General features: G+C 57.4%; 14 protein-coding genes. 5 read left to right on the top strand and 9 right to left on the bottom strand.

Annotated features, from left to right (window positions below):
- Window positions 1-39: 39 nt before the first annotated feature.
- Together HYPDE_RS02985 and HYPDE_RS02980 are read left to right on the top strand one after the other, a co-directional pair.
- Window positions 40-1,077, top strand: coding sequence for a zinc-dependent alcohol dehydrogenase family protein (locus HYPDE_RS02985; protein WP_015596862.1), 1,038 nt, complete (start codon window positions 40-42; stop codon window positions 1,075-1,077).
- Window positions 1,078-1,167: 90 nt separating this feature from the next.
- Window positions 1,168-1,710 (top strand): flavin reductase family protein, encoded by a 543-nt coding sequence (locus HYPDE_RS02980; protein WP_015596861.1) that lies wholly within the window; start codon window positions 1,168-1,170, stop codon window positions 1,708-1,710.
- Window positions 1,711-1,753: 43 nt separating this feature from the next.
- Here the strand turns inward: HYPDE_RS02980 and HYPDE_RS02975 are convergent, their stop codons facing one another.
- From HYPDE_RS02975 to HYPDE_RS02965, 3 genes are read right to left on the bottom strand one after another with little or no spacing between them, the layout of a single operon-like run.
- Entirely contained in the window at window positions 1,754-2,899 is a 1,146-nt protein-coding gene (locus HYPDE_RS02975; RefSeq protein WP_015596860.1) for an ABC-type transport auxiliary lipoprotein family protein, read from the bottom strand.
- Between the two features lie 8 nt (window positions 2,900-2,907).
- Window positions 2,908-3,696: an ABC transporter ATP-binding protein gene (locus HYPDE_RS02970; protein ID WP_015596859.1), complete on the bottom strand. Its 789-nt coding sequence runs from the start codon at window positions 3,694-3,696 to the stop codon at window positions 2,908-2,910.
- Window positions 3,697-3,700: 4 nt separating this feature from the next.
- Window positions 3,701-4,822 (bottom strand): ABC transporter permease, encoded by a 1,122-nt coding sequence (locus tag HYPDE_RS02965; RefSeq protein WP_015596858.1) that lies wholly within the window; start codon window positions 4,820-4,822, stop codon window positions 3,701-3,703.
- A 193-nt stretch (window positions 4,823-5,015) separates the two neighbouring features.
- Between HYPDE_RS02965 and HYPDE_RS02960 the strand changes: the two genes are divergently transcribed.
- Window positions 5,016-5,390, top strand: coding sequence for a c-type cytochrome (locus HYPDE_RS02960; RefSeq protein WP_015596857.1), 375 nt, complete (start codon window positions 5,016-5,018; stop codon window positions 5,388-5,390).
- Window positions 5,391-5,436: 46 nt separating this feature from the next.
- On the opposite strand, the gene HYPDE_RS02955 is transcribed toward HYPDE_RS02960, so the two are convergent.
- From HYPDE_RS02955 to HYPDE_RS02940, 4 genes are all read right to left on the bottom strand, one after another.
- Entirely contained in the window at window positions 5,437-5,745 is a 309-nt protein-coding gene (locus tag HYPDE_RS02955) for a c-type cytochrome (RefSeq protein WP_015596856.1), read from the bottom strand.
- 70 nt (window positions 5,746-5,815) lie between these two features.
- Window positions 5,816-6,643, bottom strand: coding sequence for a universal stress protein (locus tag HYPDE_RS18385; protein ID WP_051111953.1), 828 nt, complete (start codon window positions 6,641-6,643; stop codon window positions 5,816-5,818).
- Between the two features lies 1 nt (window position 6,644).
- Window positions 6,645-8,660: a protein-L-isoaspartate(D-aspartate) O-methyltransferase gene (locus tag HYPDE_RS02945; protein WP_015596854.1), complete on the bottom strand. Its 2,016-nt coding sequence runs from the start codon at window positions 8,658-8,660 to the stop codon at window positions 6,645-6,647.
- A gap of 377 nt (window positions 8,661-9,037) precedes the next feature.
- Entirely contained in the window at window positions 9,038-9,736 is a 699-nt protein-coding gene (locus HYPDE_RS02940) for a Crp/Fnr family transcriptional regulator (protein WP_015596853.1), read from the bottom strand.
- A gap of 145 nt (window positions 9,737-9,881) precedes the next feature.
- Here HYPDE_RS02940 and HYPDE_RS02935 point away from each other — a divergent pair, with 145 nt between their 5' ends.
- A complete protein-coding gene (locus HYPDE_RS02935) occupies window positions 9,882-10,610 on the top strand; it encodes a response regulator (protein ID WP_015596852.1) in 729 nt (242 codons plus the stop codon).
- A gap of 67 nt (window positions 10,611-10,677) precedes the next feature.
- Here the strand turns inward: HYPDE_RS02935 and HYPDE_RS02930 are convergent, their stop codons facing one another.
- Both HYPDE_RS02930 and HYPDE_RS02925 read right to left on the bottom strand, forming a co-directional pair.
- Window positions 10,678-11,205, bottom strand: coding sequence for an Hsp20/alpha crystallin family protein (locus tag HYPDE_RS02930; RefSeq protein ID WP_041320777.1), 528 nt, complete (start codon window positions 11,203-11,205; stop codon window positions 10,678-10,680).
- 161 nt (window positions 11,206-11,366) lie between these two features.
- Window positions 11,367-13,259, bottom strand: coding sequence for a PAS domain S-box protein (locus HYPDE_RS02925; protein WP_015596850.1), 1,893 nt, complete (start codon window positions 13,257-13,259; stop codon window positions 11,367-11,369).
- 105 nt (window positions 13,260-13,364) lie between these two features.
- Between HYPDE_RS02925 and mgtA the strand changes: the two genes are divergently transcribed.
- Entirely contained in the window at window positions 13,365-15,914 is a 2,550-nt protein-coding gene (gene mgtA / locus HYPDE_RS02920; protein WP_015596849.1) for a magnesium-translocating P-type ATPase, read from the top strand.
- Window positions 15,915-15,937: the final 23 nt, after the last annotated feature.

Here is a 15,937-nt window from a genome sequence, read left to right as displayed (position 1 = left end):
GTAAAGCATTTTCCCCTTGGCATCGAAGCGAGACGCACAATGAAAGCACTTGTCTACAAAGGCCCTGGCGAGAAAGCCGTCGAAGACCGACCCGTACCGGACGTGAAGGATCCAGGCGATGCTATCGTGAAAATTTCCAAGACGACGATATGCGGTACCGATCTGCACATCTTGAAGGGCGATGTTCCAACGTGCAGTCCCGGACGAATCCTGGGCCATGAGGGAACTGGCGTTGTCGAGAAAGTCGGAGCAGGTGTTGCGGCGTTTCGAACCGGCGACCACGTTCTTATCTCTTGCATCTCCGCGTGTGGCCGCTGCGAATATTGTCGGCGGGGCATGTACTCGCACTGCTCAACGGGCGGCTGGATTCTTGGCAACCAGATCGACGGGACACAAGCCGAATACGTTCGCATTCCACATGCCGATACGAGCCTCTATCGCATACCGGAAGAGGTGGACGAGGAAGCCCTCGTGATGCTCAGCGATATCCTTCCAACCGGCTTCGAGTGCGGAGTTCTCAACGGTAAGGTTGTGCCGGGCAGTACGATCGCAATTGTCGGCGCCGGGCCGATCGGCCTTGCAGCACTGCTGACGGCGCAATTCTATTCGCCGGCCGAAATTATCATGATTGATCTCGACGATAACCGGCTTGAAGCCGCAAAACGCTTCGGCGCCACAAAGACGATCAATGGCGCGGGAAGCAAGGCTGTGGAAGCCGTGATGAAATTGACCGGCGGACGCGGCGTTGATACGGCCGTAGAGGCCGTCGGCGTACCTGCTTCGTTTCTGGTCTGCGAGGATATAATTGCACCGGGAGGAACGATTGCGAATGTCGGCGTCCACGGGACCAAAGTCGATCTGCACCTCGAGCGCCTCTGGAGTCAGAACATCACCATAACGACGCGCCTCGTCGACACCGTCACTACACCGATGCTGCTGAAGACGGTAGCGGCACACAAAATCGATCCGACAAAGCTCATCACGCACCGGTTCAAGCTCGATAGAATTCTCGATGCCTACGACACGTTCAGCCGAGCGTCCGAGACGCAGGCCTTAAAGGTTATCATTGAGGCTTGATCGGCTCATACAGCGCGCGAATTACCCACACAGCAGCGCCAAGACCTTACTTGGAGACGAGCTTTAAGCGCAGTCTGGAGAAGTGCTTGCATGCGAGAGATGAAATTAAGCCGCGCCTTCACCCTGATTGAACCAGGGCCGGTGGTTCTTGTAACCACCTGCGACGCAGGCAAGAGCAACATCATGACCATCTCGTGGACAATGGTGCTGGGTTTTACCCCGATATTCGCGCTTACTACTGGCAGTTGGAACTATTCCTTCGCCGCTCTGCGAAGGACCAAGGAGTGCGTGATTGCCATTCCCACCGTTGACATGCTCGATCGGGTGGTCGGTATCGGAACGTGCTCGGGAGCCGATACCGACAAGTTCGCGAAATTTGGATTCACGGCCGTCGCTGGGAAGGCCGTCAACGCGCCTTTGCTTGCAGAATGCCTCGCCAACATCGAGTGCAAGGTCATTGATCTCATTCCCCGGCACGACATTGTAGTGCTTGAGGGCATCGCCGCTCACATCGATGCCATGCGGAAGGAGAAGCGCATGCTGCATGCAGTCGGCGACGGCACGTTCATCGCCGACGGACGCAAGTATGATCGCCGAAAGATGATGGCCGCCAAGCTCCCGGCCGGTCTCTGAGGACTAGCGAACCCGCATGGTTAGGCGGTTCTGCTTTGATCGGTTAGTGCGGCGTTGAAGCGACGTTGCCAATGGTTGTCGATGTCCAGACCACAAGATCGGGCAGCATCGACCCAAACGCCGCATTGAGCGCGCTGGCTGCGCCCACAGCATCCTCGGAATGTAGCGGGCTATTGGCGTGGAAAAGACGTGCGCCGGCGACATGGCCTTCGCTATTAAGAACCTTGGTCGAGAACTCGACATCCGCAGTTGCCGGCGTCCCTGCAAGAATTTGAAAATTGCGAATATCCGTTACGAGCTGAAAATCTGGCGTCGCACCTTCGACCGGCCGTGAGACCTGCCCCAGAAAGCCAGCGTTCTCGAAACTCCGTACAAAGCTCGATTGCACCTCCTCCAGCAGCATGTCGCTCCACTTCGCCTCTGGAATAAAGGGCTTGAGCCCGCCCGCATCCCGGATCAGGATCTTATCCTGCCCGAGCATTGCGGCAGCTATCGGATATTGTACGATCAGTAGCCCCACGGCAGGCTTCTCGAATTTCGGGAACGTGCGCGCAGCCGCCAGATCAAAGGCGGCATTCTGCGCCTTCGACGCGCCGCCGGTCATACGCTCGATGCCTGCGAGAATACCATCAACGCGATCGGAATTGCGCGCCAGCGCATCTGTGAACTTGCTGAGATTGGCCATCGTGCTCTTCAGCGGCGCGGCGTTTTCCGAGACAACGGCATCGACCCGGTGCAGCGCGGCGAGCGCGGCCTCCGTCATCGTTTCTCCAGCATTCGGTTCTGCCACCAGAACAGGCATATCCGCAGAGGACGTTTCTGAGGACAGCGGCGCACCCGATCCACCAGCAAGCGCAACCGCAGGCGCACCCATCAAGCCCTGAAAGGCAATTCCGGCTTTGGTATCGGCACGCACCGGTGTCGACGGCGTGATCGCCACCGTGACGACAACGTCCTTAGGATTATCCGGACTGAGGTCGAGAGCCGTTACCTCCCCGACGCGGACGCCGTTGAACTGCACAGCAGAGCCAACGAGCAGCCCCGCCACGGAATTCTGGTAGCGAATTCGATAGTACGATCGTTGCTGAAGAGCGCCCGCAGTATTGAGCCAATAGGTGAAAGCGAAGCCAGCGGCGATAACGGCGAGCGTAAAGAGACCAACGAGAATATAACGAGCTCTATTTTCCATAGCCATGCTCACCCGTGCTGACTCGCGTCGCCTGCAGAAACACGCTGCGCTCTTCTTCCGCTGAAGTACGTTCGCACCCAAGGATCTGTCGATGACTTCATCGCTTCAAGCGGCCCCGTGGCGACAATTCTGCCGTTTACGAGCGCGGCAATGCGATCACAGATATTGGCCAGGCTTGCCAGATCGTGCGTCACCATGAAGACCGTCAGGCCGAGGGTTTGTTGTAGCGTGCGGATCAATGCGTCAAACTCACTTGCGGAAATGGGATCGAGGCCGGACGTTGGTTCGTCGAGAAAAACAATCTCCGGATCGAGCGCCAGTGCGCGGGCAAGAGCCGCGCGCTTGGTCATGCCTCCGGAAAGTTCTGAAGGATACTTCTCCGCGTCCCCGGCATTGAGGCCAACCATATCGAGCTTCGCAAGAGCGACGTCGTCCATGAATTTCTGCGAGATGCTCAAGTATTCGCGCATCGGAAACTGGACATTCTCTAAAACCGTAAGGGAGGAGAATAGCGCTCCGTGCTGGAAGAGAACGCCGCAGCGTCGCTCGATTCCGCGCCTTTCTTCGTAGCTCATGCCGTCGATGTCGTTGCCGAGGATCTCGATCGAACCCTGCCTCTTCTGCAGCAGGCCGATGATCGTCCGCAGTAGTACCGACTTGCCGCTTCCTGAACCCCCGACAAGCCCCAGGATCTCTCCGCGAAAGAGATCCAGGGAAACGTGATTGAGGACGGTGACTTCATTAAAGCCGACGACAAGGTCTCGCACGCGAATGATTGGATTGCCGAACTCCCCCATGACCTCACATCCCGATCGACGCAAAGAAAATGGCGAACAATCCGTCCAACACGATCACAAGAAATATCGATTTGACGACGGACGACGTAGTTTGGCGTCCGAGAGATTCCGCGCTGCCCTTGACGGCAAAGCCTTCGGCGCACGCCACCGCTCCGATCGCCAGCGCCATGAACGGCGCCTTGATGATGCCGACCTTGAAATGGGTAATCGAGATCGCGTCTTTCAGGCGGGCGATGAATATCTCGGGGCTCATATGCCCGTAAAGCCAAGCGGTAAGTCCGCTGCCGTAGAGCGCGGCCATGGAGCCTAGAAAATCGAGTATCGGCAGAGCAACGATCAATGCCACGACGCGGGGAAGCACGAGGATTTCGACAGGATCGAGGCCCATGGTTCGCAATGCGTCAATTTCCTCGCGCATCTTCATCGACCCAAGCTCGGCGGTGTAGGCGCTTCCGGATCGGCCGGCGACCATGATCGCCACGATCAGGACGCCAATCTCGCGCAGGATGAGTATGCCGACCATGTCGACGACATATTCATCCGCACCGAACTTGCGGAAATGGAAGAAGCCCTGCTGCGCGATAATGCAGCCGATCAGAAATGTGATCAGAAGAATGATCGGAACGGCCTGCCAACCAACACGATCAAGCTGGTTGACGGCCGACGTAAAGCGGAAGCTCCGCGGATTGAGAGACACGCGGAATGCGGCGTTGCCTATCTCTCCCAGCATCGCCAGGAAGTCTAAAAAGCCAACGCCCATGCGGACAATGTTTTGCCAGATGACGCTTATGCCAGCACTTAGCCGCCAACCAGCTCCAGCGGCCTCATATGGTTTGTCGGCAGCTTGCCTTACGCGATCGAATAAATCGCCATAGCGCTGCGGCAGGCCGAGTAGAGAAACGTCATGGGCCTCTATTGCAGAGCTGCGTACCAGCCGATCGAGCGTCCGAGCACCGAATGTATCGAGCGCTTCGATACCCGTCGCATCTATCCTGAAAGATCGCGTGCCCACGAATCCTTGCACGATATCGTCGAGTTCAGATGCGTGATCCGCTGTCCAGGCCCCTCTTGCCTTGAGCTTCAATCCGCCGCCTTCGTCAACGGGCTGCAGCAGCTCACTTTTCAAAGCAGCCTCCAAGGCTTCCAGATCTTTGACAGGCCACTTTTATCATCCGATCCGAACGGCTCAATCCATAGTTACGACGTTGATCGAGATGATTGCTGAGATTATGCGGTAATGTTTTTCCTGGGCGTTGATACCTGTCAACGACTACATATCGGCCAGAGCCTTTATTGCCCGCTCCGGAGTTAGCAAGCTTATGCGAGGAAGCAGCGGAATGCCTTCTTTTGCCTGGCCGCCGCTATTGACTGCGTGCATCTTCTCCGCACTAAGCCTCTCAGCCACCGGCCTTTGCGCCCAGTCCAGCGATATCGATCGCGGCAAAGCAATCCTTCAGAAAAAGTGCATGCGATGCCATGCAATTGAAATGACCGATAAGAGCCATCACCCGCAAGCGCCGCCATTTCGTGATATCGTCAAGCGGTATCCCGTGGAAGATCTCGCCGAAGCGTTAGGCGAGGGCATCGTTTCCGGGCATCCGGACATGCCGGAATTTGTGTTCCAGCCCGACGAGATCGGCGCGATTCTGGCCTATCTCGACAGTCTCAAACAGGCCACACCAAACAAACCGTGAGTCCGGTTGAATGCAGGAGAGCCCGGATATCTCGTATACCACTCCCTCATTGCGCCGGCACGGGCTTCAGACTCAGGATATATGCGACGACGTCGTCACGATCCTTTTCTGGAATGAGAAAATTCGGCATCGTGGGATGCGAGGTCTGTAACCAGACAACGAGTGCCCGTCCCGTCATACCACGCGTCTTGGCGACGCTCTCGAAGCTCGGCGCATCCTGATTTGGAGATTCTGTTTGACCGCGCCTGACAGCATGACACTCTGCGCAATTTCGCTGTGCGAAGGCGTAACCTGTCTGCGCATCGCCTGGCTCCTGCGCGTAAGCTGAAAGCGATAGCATAAACCCGGTGGCCATCGCGACTCCATAGCACACCCGCCTGTTTCGATAGTGTTTCAATGTCACCTCCGTCTGCGGTGTCCAGCTCCTAGTGCGATAGCAATACTGGAACGGACACGTCGCTAAGCACGTCGCGCGATGCCCCGCCTAAAAAGAATTCCCGGAATCGGGAATGCCCGTAGAGCCCCATGACAAGCAGGTTCTGATTTCGGCGCTTAGCGTAATCCAGAAGGGCATCTCCGGGGGACAACCCGATCTTCGGGATGGATTCGATCTCGGCCTCGACGCCGTGCCTCGAGAGCGAGGCCACGAGCTGGGCTCTGGAAGCACGATCAGCATCGATGCCATCTTCGACAACGGTCAGAAGGCGCACGTGTCGCGCTTTGCGCAGCAATGGCAAAGCATCGAAAACAGCGCGTGCCGCCTCTTTCGAACTTTTCCAGGCGATGGTGATTTCCGTGCCAATCGATAGCAAGTCGCCTTCTTCCGGTAGAACGATAACCGGACGCCCGCTCTCGATGGCAGCCCGTTCGGCAACATCATCGATCCATCCGTTTCTCGATGCCCGGCTCGTAACAATCAGATCTGCCGCACGGCCGTGCTCAATGACCGAATCCGCAACGGTTGCATCGAAGCTCGAGTTATCGAAGCGCCATTCATGGGTTGCCGGACGGTCTTTGAACAAACCTTCAAATTTATTCTTTACACGCCCTGCCTGCTCCTCGAACGCGCGCAGTTGCTCATCCAGCCACGACCTGTCTCCCGCGCCAATGATCTCCTGCGGAGGGACCACTGCCGGCATTGCGTAAAGACCGATGATGTGCGCGTTATCGCCCATGAGTGACAGCGCCGCACTGACGAGATTCGGCACGCGCGGCTCGTCATTGAGGCTCAACAATATTGTCTGATACTGCATCTTAGACTCCGAACGGATATGTTTCGGGCATTCCCTCGACCTCCAGAACTTCCAGCGGATGTATGGCCGAGGTCCGGTCGATCCAGATGTATTCATCGAATTGCAGCGGCAGCTTCGCTTCGAAGTAATGACTGGCAAGCTCGCTCTCGGGGCGGTAGATCACGCCGATCGCGCGTTCGAGCAGCGGCTTCATCAATCTTCCGACGAGATCCTCCTGAGTCCTTCCTTTGAGTGGCAGCATCAATGCCGGTGCGTTCGTGAGGTGAAAAAGTCGTTCGTAGCTCTGTGGATGTGCGGGGCGGATGTTCATGACCTGCATCGGACCATCCCATGCCGAGGCGGCCGCAACGGTCCCGTCGTTTGTTCCGAAGCCAATGGAATAGCATTCGGGATCGAAATATTGCCGGCAAAGCTGCCCGATGTTGTATTCGCCGCGCCGACTCATTTCCGTCGCGGATGCATCTCCGACATGGGAGTTGTGTGCCCAGACGATCACCTTCGCGTCGGGCCCATGGAAATGGAGCACATGTTTTAGAGTCTCGAACATGTGGCTGTCGCGCAAATTCCAGGACGCGCGGGATCCGTAATACATCACGCGATAGTAACGCTCGGCATTCGCGACGAGACGCGCATTCTGCGCAGCATCGAAAAAACGATCACCGTCGCCAGTTAAATACGCTTGCTGCTTTTGCAGAAGTTCGACCAGCAAATGCGCGACATCCTGCTCGCATTTACGATAAGCGCCTGTCAAAGCCGCGTGACCGTAGGCTGCCGGATCCGCTTCCCACGGCATCAGACATCCGTAACGCTGACGTGCCACTTCAGCGAGGTCCGGGTCGACCGATTCCAGGTAGCTGATGACGACACGCACAGAGTTGTAAAGACTGTAAAGATCCAATCCGTAGAACGCGGTGCGCTTTTCATATTCCAACGTCGCATTGCGTTTATGCAGCCAGTCGACGAACGTCCGGGTTTCCTGATTTCGCCACATCCAGGTCGGGAAGCGCGCAAATGCCGTCCATTCGGATCGCGGCACATCGCGATGACGGATATAGTGATCGATGCGCGCAGCATCGGGCCAGTCCGCCTCCGCGGCAACGATATTGAAACCCTTGGACTCGATCAGTCGCCGTGTAATACGCGCTCGCATTCTGTAGAATTCTGACGTGCCGTGGGTCGCCTCGCCGATGAGCACAACGCGCGCCGCTCCGATCCGCCGTTCCAGCGATTCGAGATCGACATTCTTCAAATCCGGGAACACATGCGCTTTTTTTGCGATGAGCCCCGGCAGTGAGACACTCATCGCTGGTCTCGTCTGAATGACGCGCGGAGGGTGTGCCTGCCATCCGTCGTCTTCGCTTTCCCAGCCCTCCTTGCCGATCAACGGCACGAAACGGACATCTGCAATATCCTCGCGCTGGAAGTCGTCCTCTGCAGCACGCGTGATGCGAATGAGCTCTTGTGCGCGCGGGTTCCTTCCAATCGGAATGACCATGCGCCCGCCTACCCTCAATTGGCGCATCAGCGACGTTGGCACGTCAGGGGCGCCAGCCGATACGAGTATCGCATCGAACGGCGCTTCTTCCGCCCAACCCTCGGTACCATCCGCGTGACGAACGTGGACCCTCTCGCAACCTGCCTTTTTCAGGTTCGCAGCCGCTCGTCGCGCAAGCTCGCCAACGCGCTCGACGGTGAAAACATCGCCTGCGATCTGTGAAAGAACGGCCGCCGCGTATCCTGAGCCGGCACCGATCTCCAGTACCTTCTCTCCACCCTGGAGCGCCAGGGCCTCGATCATGAACGCTACGATATAGGGTTGTGAAATCGTCTGGCCCGATCCGATGGGAAGAGGGCTATCCTCATAAGCTTCGGCTCGGAGTTCCTTCGGCACGAACAGTTCGCGCCGAACCTTCCGCATGGCATAGAGCACGAGCTGGTCGCGCACGCCGCGCGCCTCGATCTGTTTTCCGACAAACTGTCTTCGTTCGGCTTCTTGGTAATCGGTGTCGTGCTTCATGCTCGCACCATCGCGCTCGTCTCGCGATTTGAGATACTCAACTAATTATAGGACGGCACACTTGCACTTGCGGCAGATCAACAGACTGGAAATCGAATAAGCCGAAGCACGCGTCCCAGAAAATAAAGATATGGAAGTGAAGCAAGGTTCCTCATGTATCGTAAGGCCTCGTATCGAGTGCGTATCGGCAAAAATTCTTGAAAGCTTGCGAAACACGTGCGCCGGGCTCCGGAATGGAAACGCTTCGATGGCATGTAACTTCAGCGATCCCGGGCGGGAGCAATACTGCCCCCGCGTGGAAACGCTGTCGTTGGTCGGCGTCGGAAAAGGCACCTGCGATAAGCATTAAGTAAAAGATCGTTCACGATCCTTAACGCTCAAGCGGCCAGCTGCTCCAGCTTGTCCTCGTCAAGAACATGGATCTCAGTCGCATTGACGATGTCGATGACATGCATACCGCGCAACTTCGTCAGCGTTCGGCTGACCGTCTCGATCGTCAGACCCAGAAGATCTGCGATGTCGGAGCGGCGCATCAGCAGACTGAAAACGCCGTCGTTGGCGCCGGAGATCGCTGCGCGATTGCGCAGCCTGACCAGAAACATGGCGATCCGCTCCATTGCGGTGCCTTGGCCGACACAGACAAGGAGATTTCGAGCGGTTGTAAGCTCCGCCGATACCGCCTTGTAAAGCTTCAATGCGAGGTCTGGATCGGACGCAGCCGCCTGTTCCAGTGCCGACGCCGGGATGCACTTAACCTTAGCGAGGCAGGTCGCTTGAGCATCGAAAATGTACTCTTTGAGGAGGCCAAGGCCGATGTAATCCCCCGGGTATGCGAAGTCGATGACTTGCCGGCGGCCATCCCCCAGAATTTTCGACAGCGCAATGACCCCTTGCTCAACGTAGAAAATGTGCGTCCTCGGGTCGCCGTCACAGAAAACGTATTCTTTGGCTCCGATCTTCCGGAATGTGGCATTCTCAAACCCATCGCGCTGCCGGGCGCAAGGTCTCTCCTCGCTCGACAGCCCCGCATAAGGATTGTACGGAACAACATCATGAACACCCGTTGCGCCCAACATATCCGCTCTCCTTGGCTCTGCCGAAAGGCTTCATCGATCGGTCGGCATAGAAGCGGCCAAGGATCGCGCGGGTATGCGCGAACAGTGAATAATTGTAACAATTTGTAATTCGAAACTCCACCGCGCCAGGCCTCGGAGAGCTGACGTGACAACGAAAATACTTGTCGTTGACGACGAACCCGAAATCCGGCGTCTGTTGAGGACGTGCTTCGAACGAGAAGGGTATACCGTCGCAGAAGCCGCGGATGGAGCGGCGACGCGTGCCGCTCTCGAGCACGATACGGTGAGCCTCGTCACGCTCGACCTATCTCTTGGCCAGGAAGATGGACTCTGTCTCGCACGCGAAATACGTGCGCGGCACGATGTTCCCATCGTCATGGTCTCAGGCAAGGGCGATACCGTCGACCGTATCGTCGGTCTTGAGATCGGAGCCGACGATTACATCTCGAAGCCCTTTAACTTGCGGGAGGTTCTTGCCCGCGTTCGCTCCGTCTTGAGACGACACGAAGGAAGCAACAGGGCGGCCTTGGCCACTCCTTCCCCAGCGCACGAAGTTTACGAGTTCGCAGGCTGGACAATGGATTTGACAAGCCGAGAGATGAAGGATGAAAAAGGCGCCCTGCGCGAGCTGACGACGGCGGAGTTTAACCTTCTAGAGATATTTGTTCGGCGCCCGCATCGCGCGCTCACACGCGATGAGATCATGGACCTGTTAAAGGGCCACGACTACTCGCCGCTTGACCGCTCGATTGACGCCTTGGTGAGTAGACTCCGCCGTAAAATTGACTCGGGTCCAGGCGCATCGGCAAAAATTAAGTCTATCCGCAGTATCGGTTATATTTTCGCATGCGATGTGAGGCGCAAGAAAGGCTAAGCTGAGCCGCGATTGAGGACGCCAAAGGCGGCTCGGCGTCCCCTATCGGCACGCAGGAGCGATGCGCTCACGCAGCTTTTTTTGCCTCGATCTGCTTCTCGCCCTTGATCTCAATTTTCTTGGCGGCCTTCTGCACCTCGGGTGGCTTCGGTAGCGTCAGGGTGAGGATGCCATCCTTGAACGACGCCTGAACCTTGTCGGGATCAACGTCATAGGGCAGCGAAAGCCGTCTTTGGAACGAGCCGAAGGATCGCTCGACGCGGTGATAGGAGCGGCTGCGCTCGTCCTTCTTCTCGTCGGTCTCGGACTTTTTCTCGCCCTTGATAAGGAGATCGCCGCCGGTGAGCGTGATCTCGATATCCTTCTGATCAACGCCCGGCAATTCGGCCGTGATCTGCAATTCCTTATCGGTTTCAGAGACGTTCATACGCGGGCTTATCTCTGTCACCCACTGGGCCTCCTGCGCCCACGGCATCTGCGGAAAGCCGAAATCCTTAGTCCAGCTTTCGAAGAGCTCGTCCATTTCATCGCGCAATGAACTCAGAGGATGGCGGTCGTCTCGCCAAAGCCGGGGCAACGTGTTTCGAACTGACATCACAGCCTCCATTCGCTTACTTTGAACAGACACAGGGATATCCGCCACTGTGCAGACATCGGATACTCCCTGAAAATGGGGCGACCTTGATGCGTATCAATAGCGGCGCCGCCATCGCGACCCGAAAGCCGGGCCGGACATTGCTTGACCGCGAGCGAAGGTCAAACCTTGCGCTTTTCAAGTGTTTTGCGCACGACTTCCGCAAGATCCCGCTGCGTATAGGGCTTGCGTAAGATGGGCCATACGTCGGCGACGGCCGCAATGTCGGTTGCCTCGTCCGCAAATCCAGTCGTCAGAATCACCGGCAGCGCCGAACGGCATTCACCGATCCATTTTCCAAGATCGACCCCCGTCAATCCCCCAGGCATCATAATATCGCTAAATACCAGATCGACCTCCAGCCCACCCTTGAGCGCATCTCGCGCCGCCGCGCCCGTGGCAAACTCGACAACCTCATAGCCGAGGCGGTGCAGGCGCTGCACCGTCAATGCGCGCACGTCGCCATTGTCTTCGACGACTAGGATACGCTCACCACTCCCTCTTTCCTCCTTCGACGCGTCCGCCACCGAAGCCGCCGCGCCGGAATAATCGGGGCAGCGCGGGAAATAGAGGTTTACCGTCGTACCAACGCCCGGTTCACTGTAAATCGTGATGTTCCCGCCAGATTGCTTGATGAAACCATAGATAGTGCTGAGCCCCAATCCTGTTCCGCGTCCGGGCGGCTTAGTCGTGAAGAATGGCTCGAAGACGCGGGTAAGCACTGCTCTATTCATTCCGATGCCATTGTCGGAAACCGATATCTGCACGTAATCGCCCGCTACGAGCGGCCCTTCAAACCCCACCTCATCGCTTTCCAGCATTGCATTGTTGGTTCGGATAGAGAGCTTACCGCCATTTGGCATCGCATCACGCGCGTTGATCGCCAGATTGATGACCGCGGCTTCGACTTCGCCCGCATCCGCGCGTGTCAGCCAAAGATCCCGAGCGAAACTCGTTTGCAGGTCGATCGTATCCCCAAGCGTACGGTGAAGAAGCTCGGTCATGCTTCGGACCTGCTCGTTCAGATTGATCACCTCCGGAGCCAATTGCCTGCGCCGCGCGAACGTCAGCAGTCTCCGGGTAAGCCGCGCGCCGGAATCAGCGGCCCTCGTTGCGCGAGAAAGAAGCTCACGGTCCTCGGCATTCGAGATCGATCCTTCTAGAAGCTCGAGATTTCCGGAAATGATCGTCAACAGATTATTGAAGTCATGGGCTATGCCGCCTGTTAGTTGCCCAACAGCCTCGAGTTTTTGAAGCCTCAGAGAACTTTCTCTCCGCTTCAACTCCTCGGTCATATCTCGGAAAAGACTGACGACTGCCATCTGCGTCTGGTCAGCACCGGTAATGACCGCAATATGCCCCTGTGCGGGAAACTTGCGCCCATCCTTGCGGCGCAGAACCGTGGAGATTGCAACGCTCCCGCCATCGCCTGCCTGTTGCCCAGCCAAGTCTTTTTCCAGTTGCTTCTTGTCGGGCGGGACGTCGAAAAGCGCTGTCCAGTCAAGTCCGGTAGCTTCGCTTGCGCTATAGCCGAACATGCGCGTAGCAGCCGGATTGATCAGAACGATCTGGCCCTCGGGTGCTGAGATGACGAGCGTTTCGGGTACATAATCAAAGACGGCCTGAAACAACAGCGACTGGCGGTCAATCTCCGCCTGCAGACGGGCATGCGCGCTAAGGTCTGTGATAATCCCCGAAAAGAACCGTTCATCAGACATCTCAAACTCACCGACGGCAAGGTGAATTGGAAAAATAGTTCCATCCTTGCGCTGGCCTTCAGCCTCCCGGCCGATACCTATGATCCGCTTCTCCCCCGTACGTAGATAGCGTTCCATATATCGGTCATGCTGCGTGCGATACGGTTCCGGCATCAACATGCTGACATTGCGGCCGAGCATTTCGTCTGATGTGTAGCCGAACATGCGTTCGGCAGCAGGATTTGCGATCTTTATTCGGCCGCTATCATCGATGGCCAGTATTGCCGCGACTGCGGATTCGAGGATCGTCTGCAGCATAGTCCGGCCCTTTTTCGTTCGTTTGACGTATTTGGTTGGGCAACTAACACGATACACGCACTTTAGCAGACCCATGGCTGAGATGCTTCATGCATGGTTGAGTATATGACGCCCCACGCCGGCTCCTCGCTTCGGAGCGCACGATCTGAGGGACCGCAGCCGTTCTGGCTTGTCTCAATCGACGAAGCGACGCGCGCGCTGGCAAGCCGCCGCGAGGGATTGACGTCGGCTGAGGCGGCAGAGCGGCTCGCGCGCGATGGTCCGAACATCATCGATACGCGCCGCCATCAAAGTCTCATAGCAAAGATAGCGCGTCGCGTCGCCGAGCCATTGGTCGCCATTCTACTAATTTCTGCCGCAATTTCCGGCGCGACGGGAGATTGGCAAAGCTTCGTCGTCATTGCCCTGATCGTTGCGCTGTCGATCGTGCTCGATGTCTCCCAAGAACACAAAGCCGAATCCGCAATTGCCGCGCTACAGCGTTCGATCGCGATCACCGCAACTGTGCGCCGCAACGGGGTTCCTGTCGAATTACCCGTCAGGGACGTCGTGCGTGGCGACGTTGTTGAATTACGCGGCGGCGATCTTGTTCCAGCTGATGGCATCGTGCTCGCAAGCCGTGGCGCGCTCGCCAACGAAGCAATCCTGACGGGCGAGCCTTACCCGGTAGAAAAGTCGCCGGAGATGTCAAAATCGCCGTCGATTGCGGACGCTAGCAATGCGCTGTTTGCCGGTACCACGATCGTCGGCGGAGAAGCCGTGATGATGGTCGATCGCGTCGGCGGGAAGACGAGCTTCGGTGCAATTGCAGCCTCCGTTCAGACGAGAGAAATGCCGACGAGCTTCGAGCGCGGTTTGCACCGGCTCGGCGTCCTGATTCTTCGACTGACGGCCTTTTTGGTACTCTTCGTTCTTCTAACACAGCTCGTAAGGCATGGGCTTTCGCTTGAAAGTTTCATGTTTGCCGTCGCGCTAGCGGTAGGCCTGACACCGGAATTGCTGCCGATGATCATGACGGTGACGCTCGCACGCGGCGCCGTCCGGATGTCGGAACGCCGGGTCATCGTCAAGCGCCTCTCTGCCATCCACGATCTCGGCGCCATGAACGTCTTGTGCACCGACAAGACAGGAACGCTGACTGAAGCAAAGATCGCACACGTCGGCAATTTCGATGCAGACGGCCGCGAAAGCGAACGCGCTGCGGAACTCGTTCGGCTCAACAGCCGCTTCGCGAGCGGAATGCGCAGCAACCTTGACGATGCGATCCTTACAGTTGCGCCCACATCGATCGGTGGTTGGAACCGCGTCGACGATGCGCCCTTCGACTTCGAGCGCCGCCGTGCGTCAGTCTTGGTCGCACGAGGCGACGCACGCCAGATGATCACGAAAGGTGCGCCGGAAGCGCTTCTGAGTCTCTGCACGGATGTGGAACGGTCCGACGGAAGCATCGTCCCGCTTGACAATGTAATGCGCCAAAACATTCTCAAGCTTTTCGAAGACAAAAACCGCGAGGGCTTGCGGCTGCTTGGAGTCGCCCAGCGCGCAATGCGCACCGATTGCTCGAGAATAGGACCCGAGGACGAGGCGGCTCTGACGTTCATAGGATGCGCGGCTTTCCTCGATCCTCCGAAGGCAAGCGCACGCAATGCTGTGGCGCGTCTCGTCAACGCCGGCATAAGCGTGAAAATCATTTCCGGCGATGCCGCGCCCGTCGTCTCGCATCTGGTCGAGATGCTGGGCATCCCGGCACACGGCATTCTCACAGGCAGCGAGATCGATAGTCTGACCGATAGGGCTTTGGCGGATCGGGCGGCGGCGACCGATCTCTTCGTCCGCATCTCGCCCGAACAGAAGGGGCGGATAGTGCGGGCGTTGCGCTTGAGCGGCAATACTGTCGGCTTCCTCGGTGATGGAATCAACGATGCCACGGCCATTCATGCTGCCGACGTCGGATTATCCGTCGAGGGGGGAACCGACGTTGCGCGCGAAGCAGCCGACATCATTCTCCTCGCGCCCGATCTCGGCGTGCTCGCCGATGGAGTCTTCGAAGGCCGGCGGACCTACGCAAACATCATGAAATACGTTCGCATGGGCACAAGCTCGAACTTCGGCAATATGCTGTCGATGGCGCTCGCTTCTCTCGCTCTACCTTTTTTGCCGCTGACGCCCCTACAGATTCTTCTCAACAATCTTCTCTATGATTTTTCGGAAATCGGTATTCCATTCGACTCCGCGGACGAAGCCGCGCTCGCCCGCCCACAGGCATGGAATATCAACTCGGTACTGGGATTCACGCTCGTCATGGGACCGCTATCGTCGCTGTTCGATCTCGCGACGTTCGCCCTTCTGGAGCTCGGCTTCAAAGCGGATATCGACGTATTTCGCACCGCGTGGTTTATCGAGTCGATCGCGACGCAGGTTCTGGTAATTTTTGTTATCAGAACAGCGCAGCGGGCATGGACCGGCCGTCCGAACCGGATTCTCGTGTGGACGTCATTGGGTGCATTAGCGGTCGCTTTATTGGTGGCGTTAACGCCGATCGGCCGATTTGCCGGATTTGTCCCACCGCCGATGCCGATTCTGGCGGCAATCGCGGGTATTACCGTAATCTACCTTGCAGCCGCCGAAGCGTTGAAACCTTTGGCGATGCGATGAACGTGATGCCCGGCCAACTCCCT

Origin of the sequence: Hyphomicrobium denitrificans 1NES1 (assembly GCF_000230975.2) — a bacterium.
Classification (GTDB): Bacteria; Pseudomonadota; Alphaproteobacteria; order Rhizobiales; family Hyphomicrobiaceae; genus Hyphomicrobium_B; species Hyphomicrobium_B denitrificans_A.
This window is presented reverse-complemented; position numbering and strand designations above follow the sequence as displayed.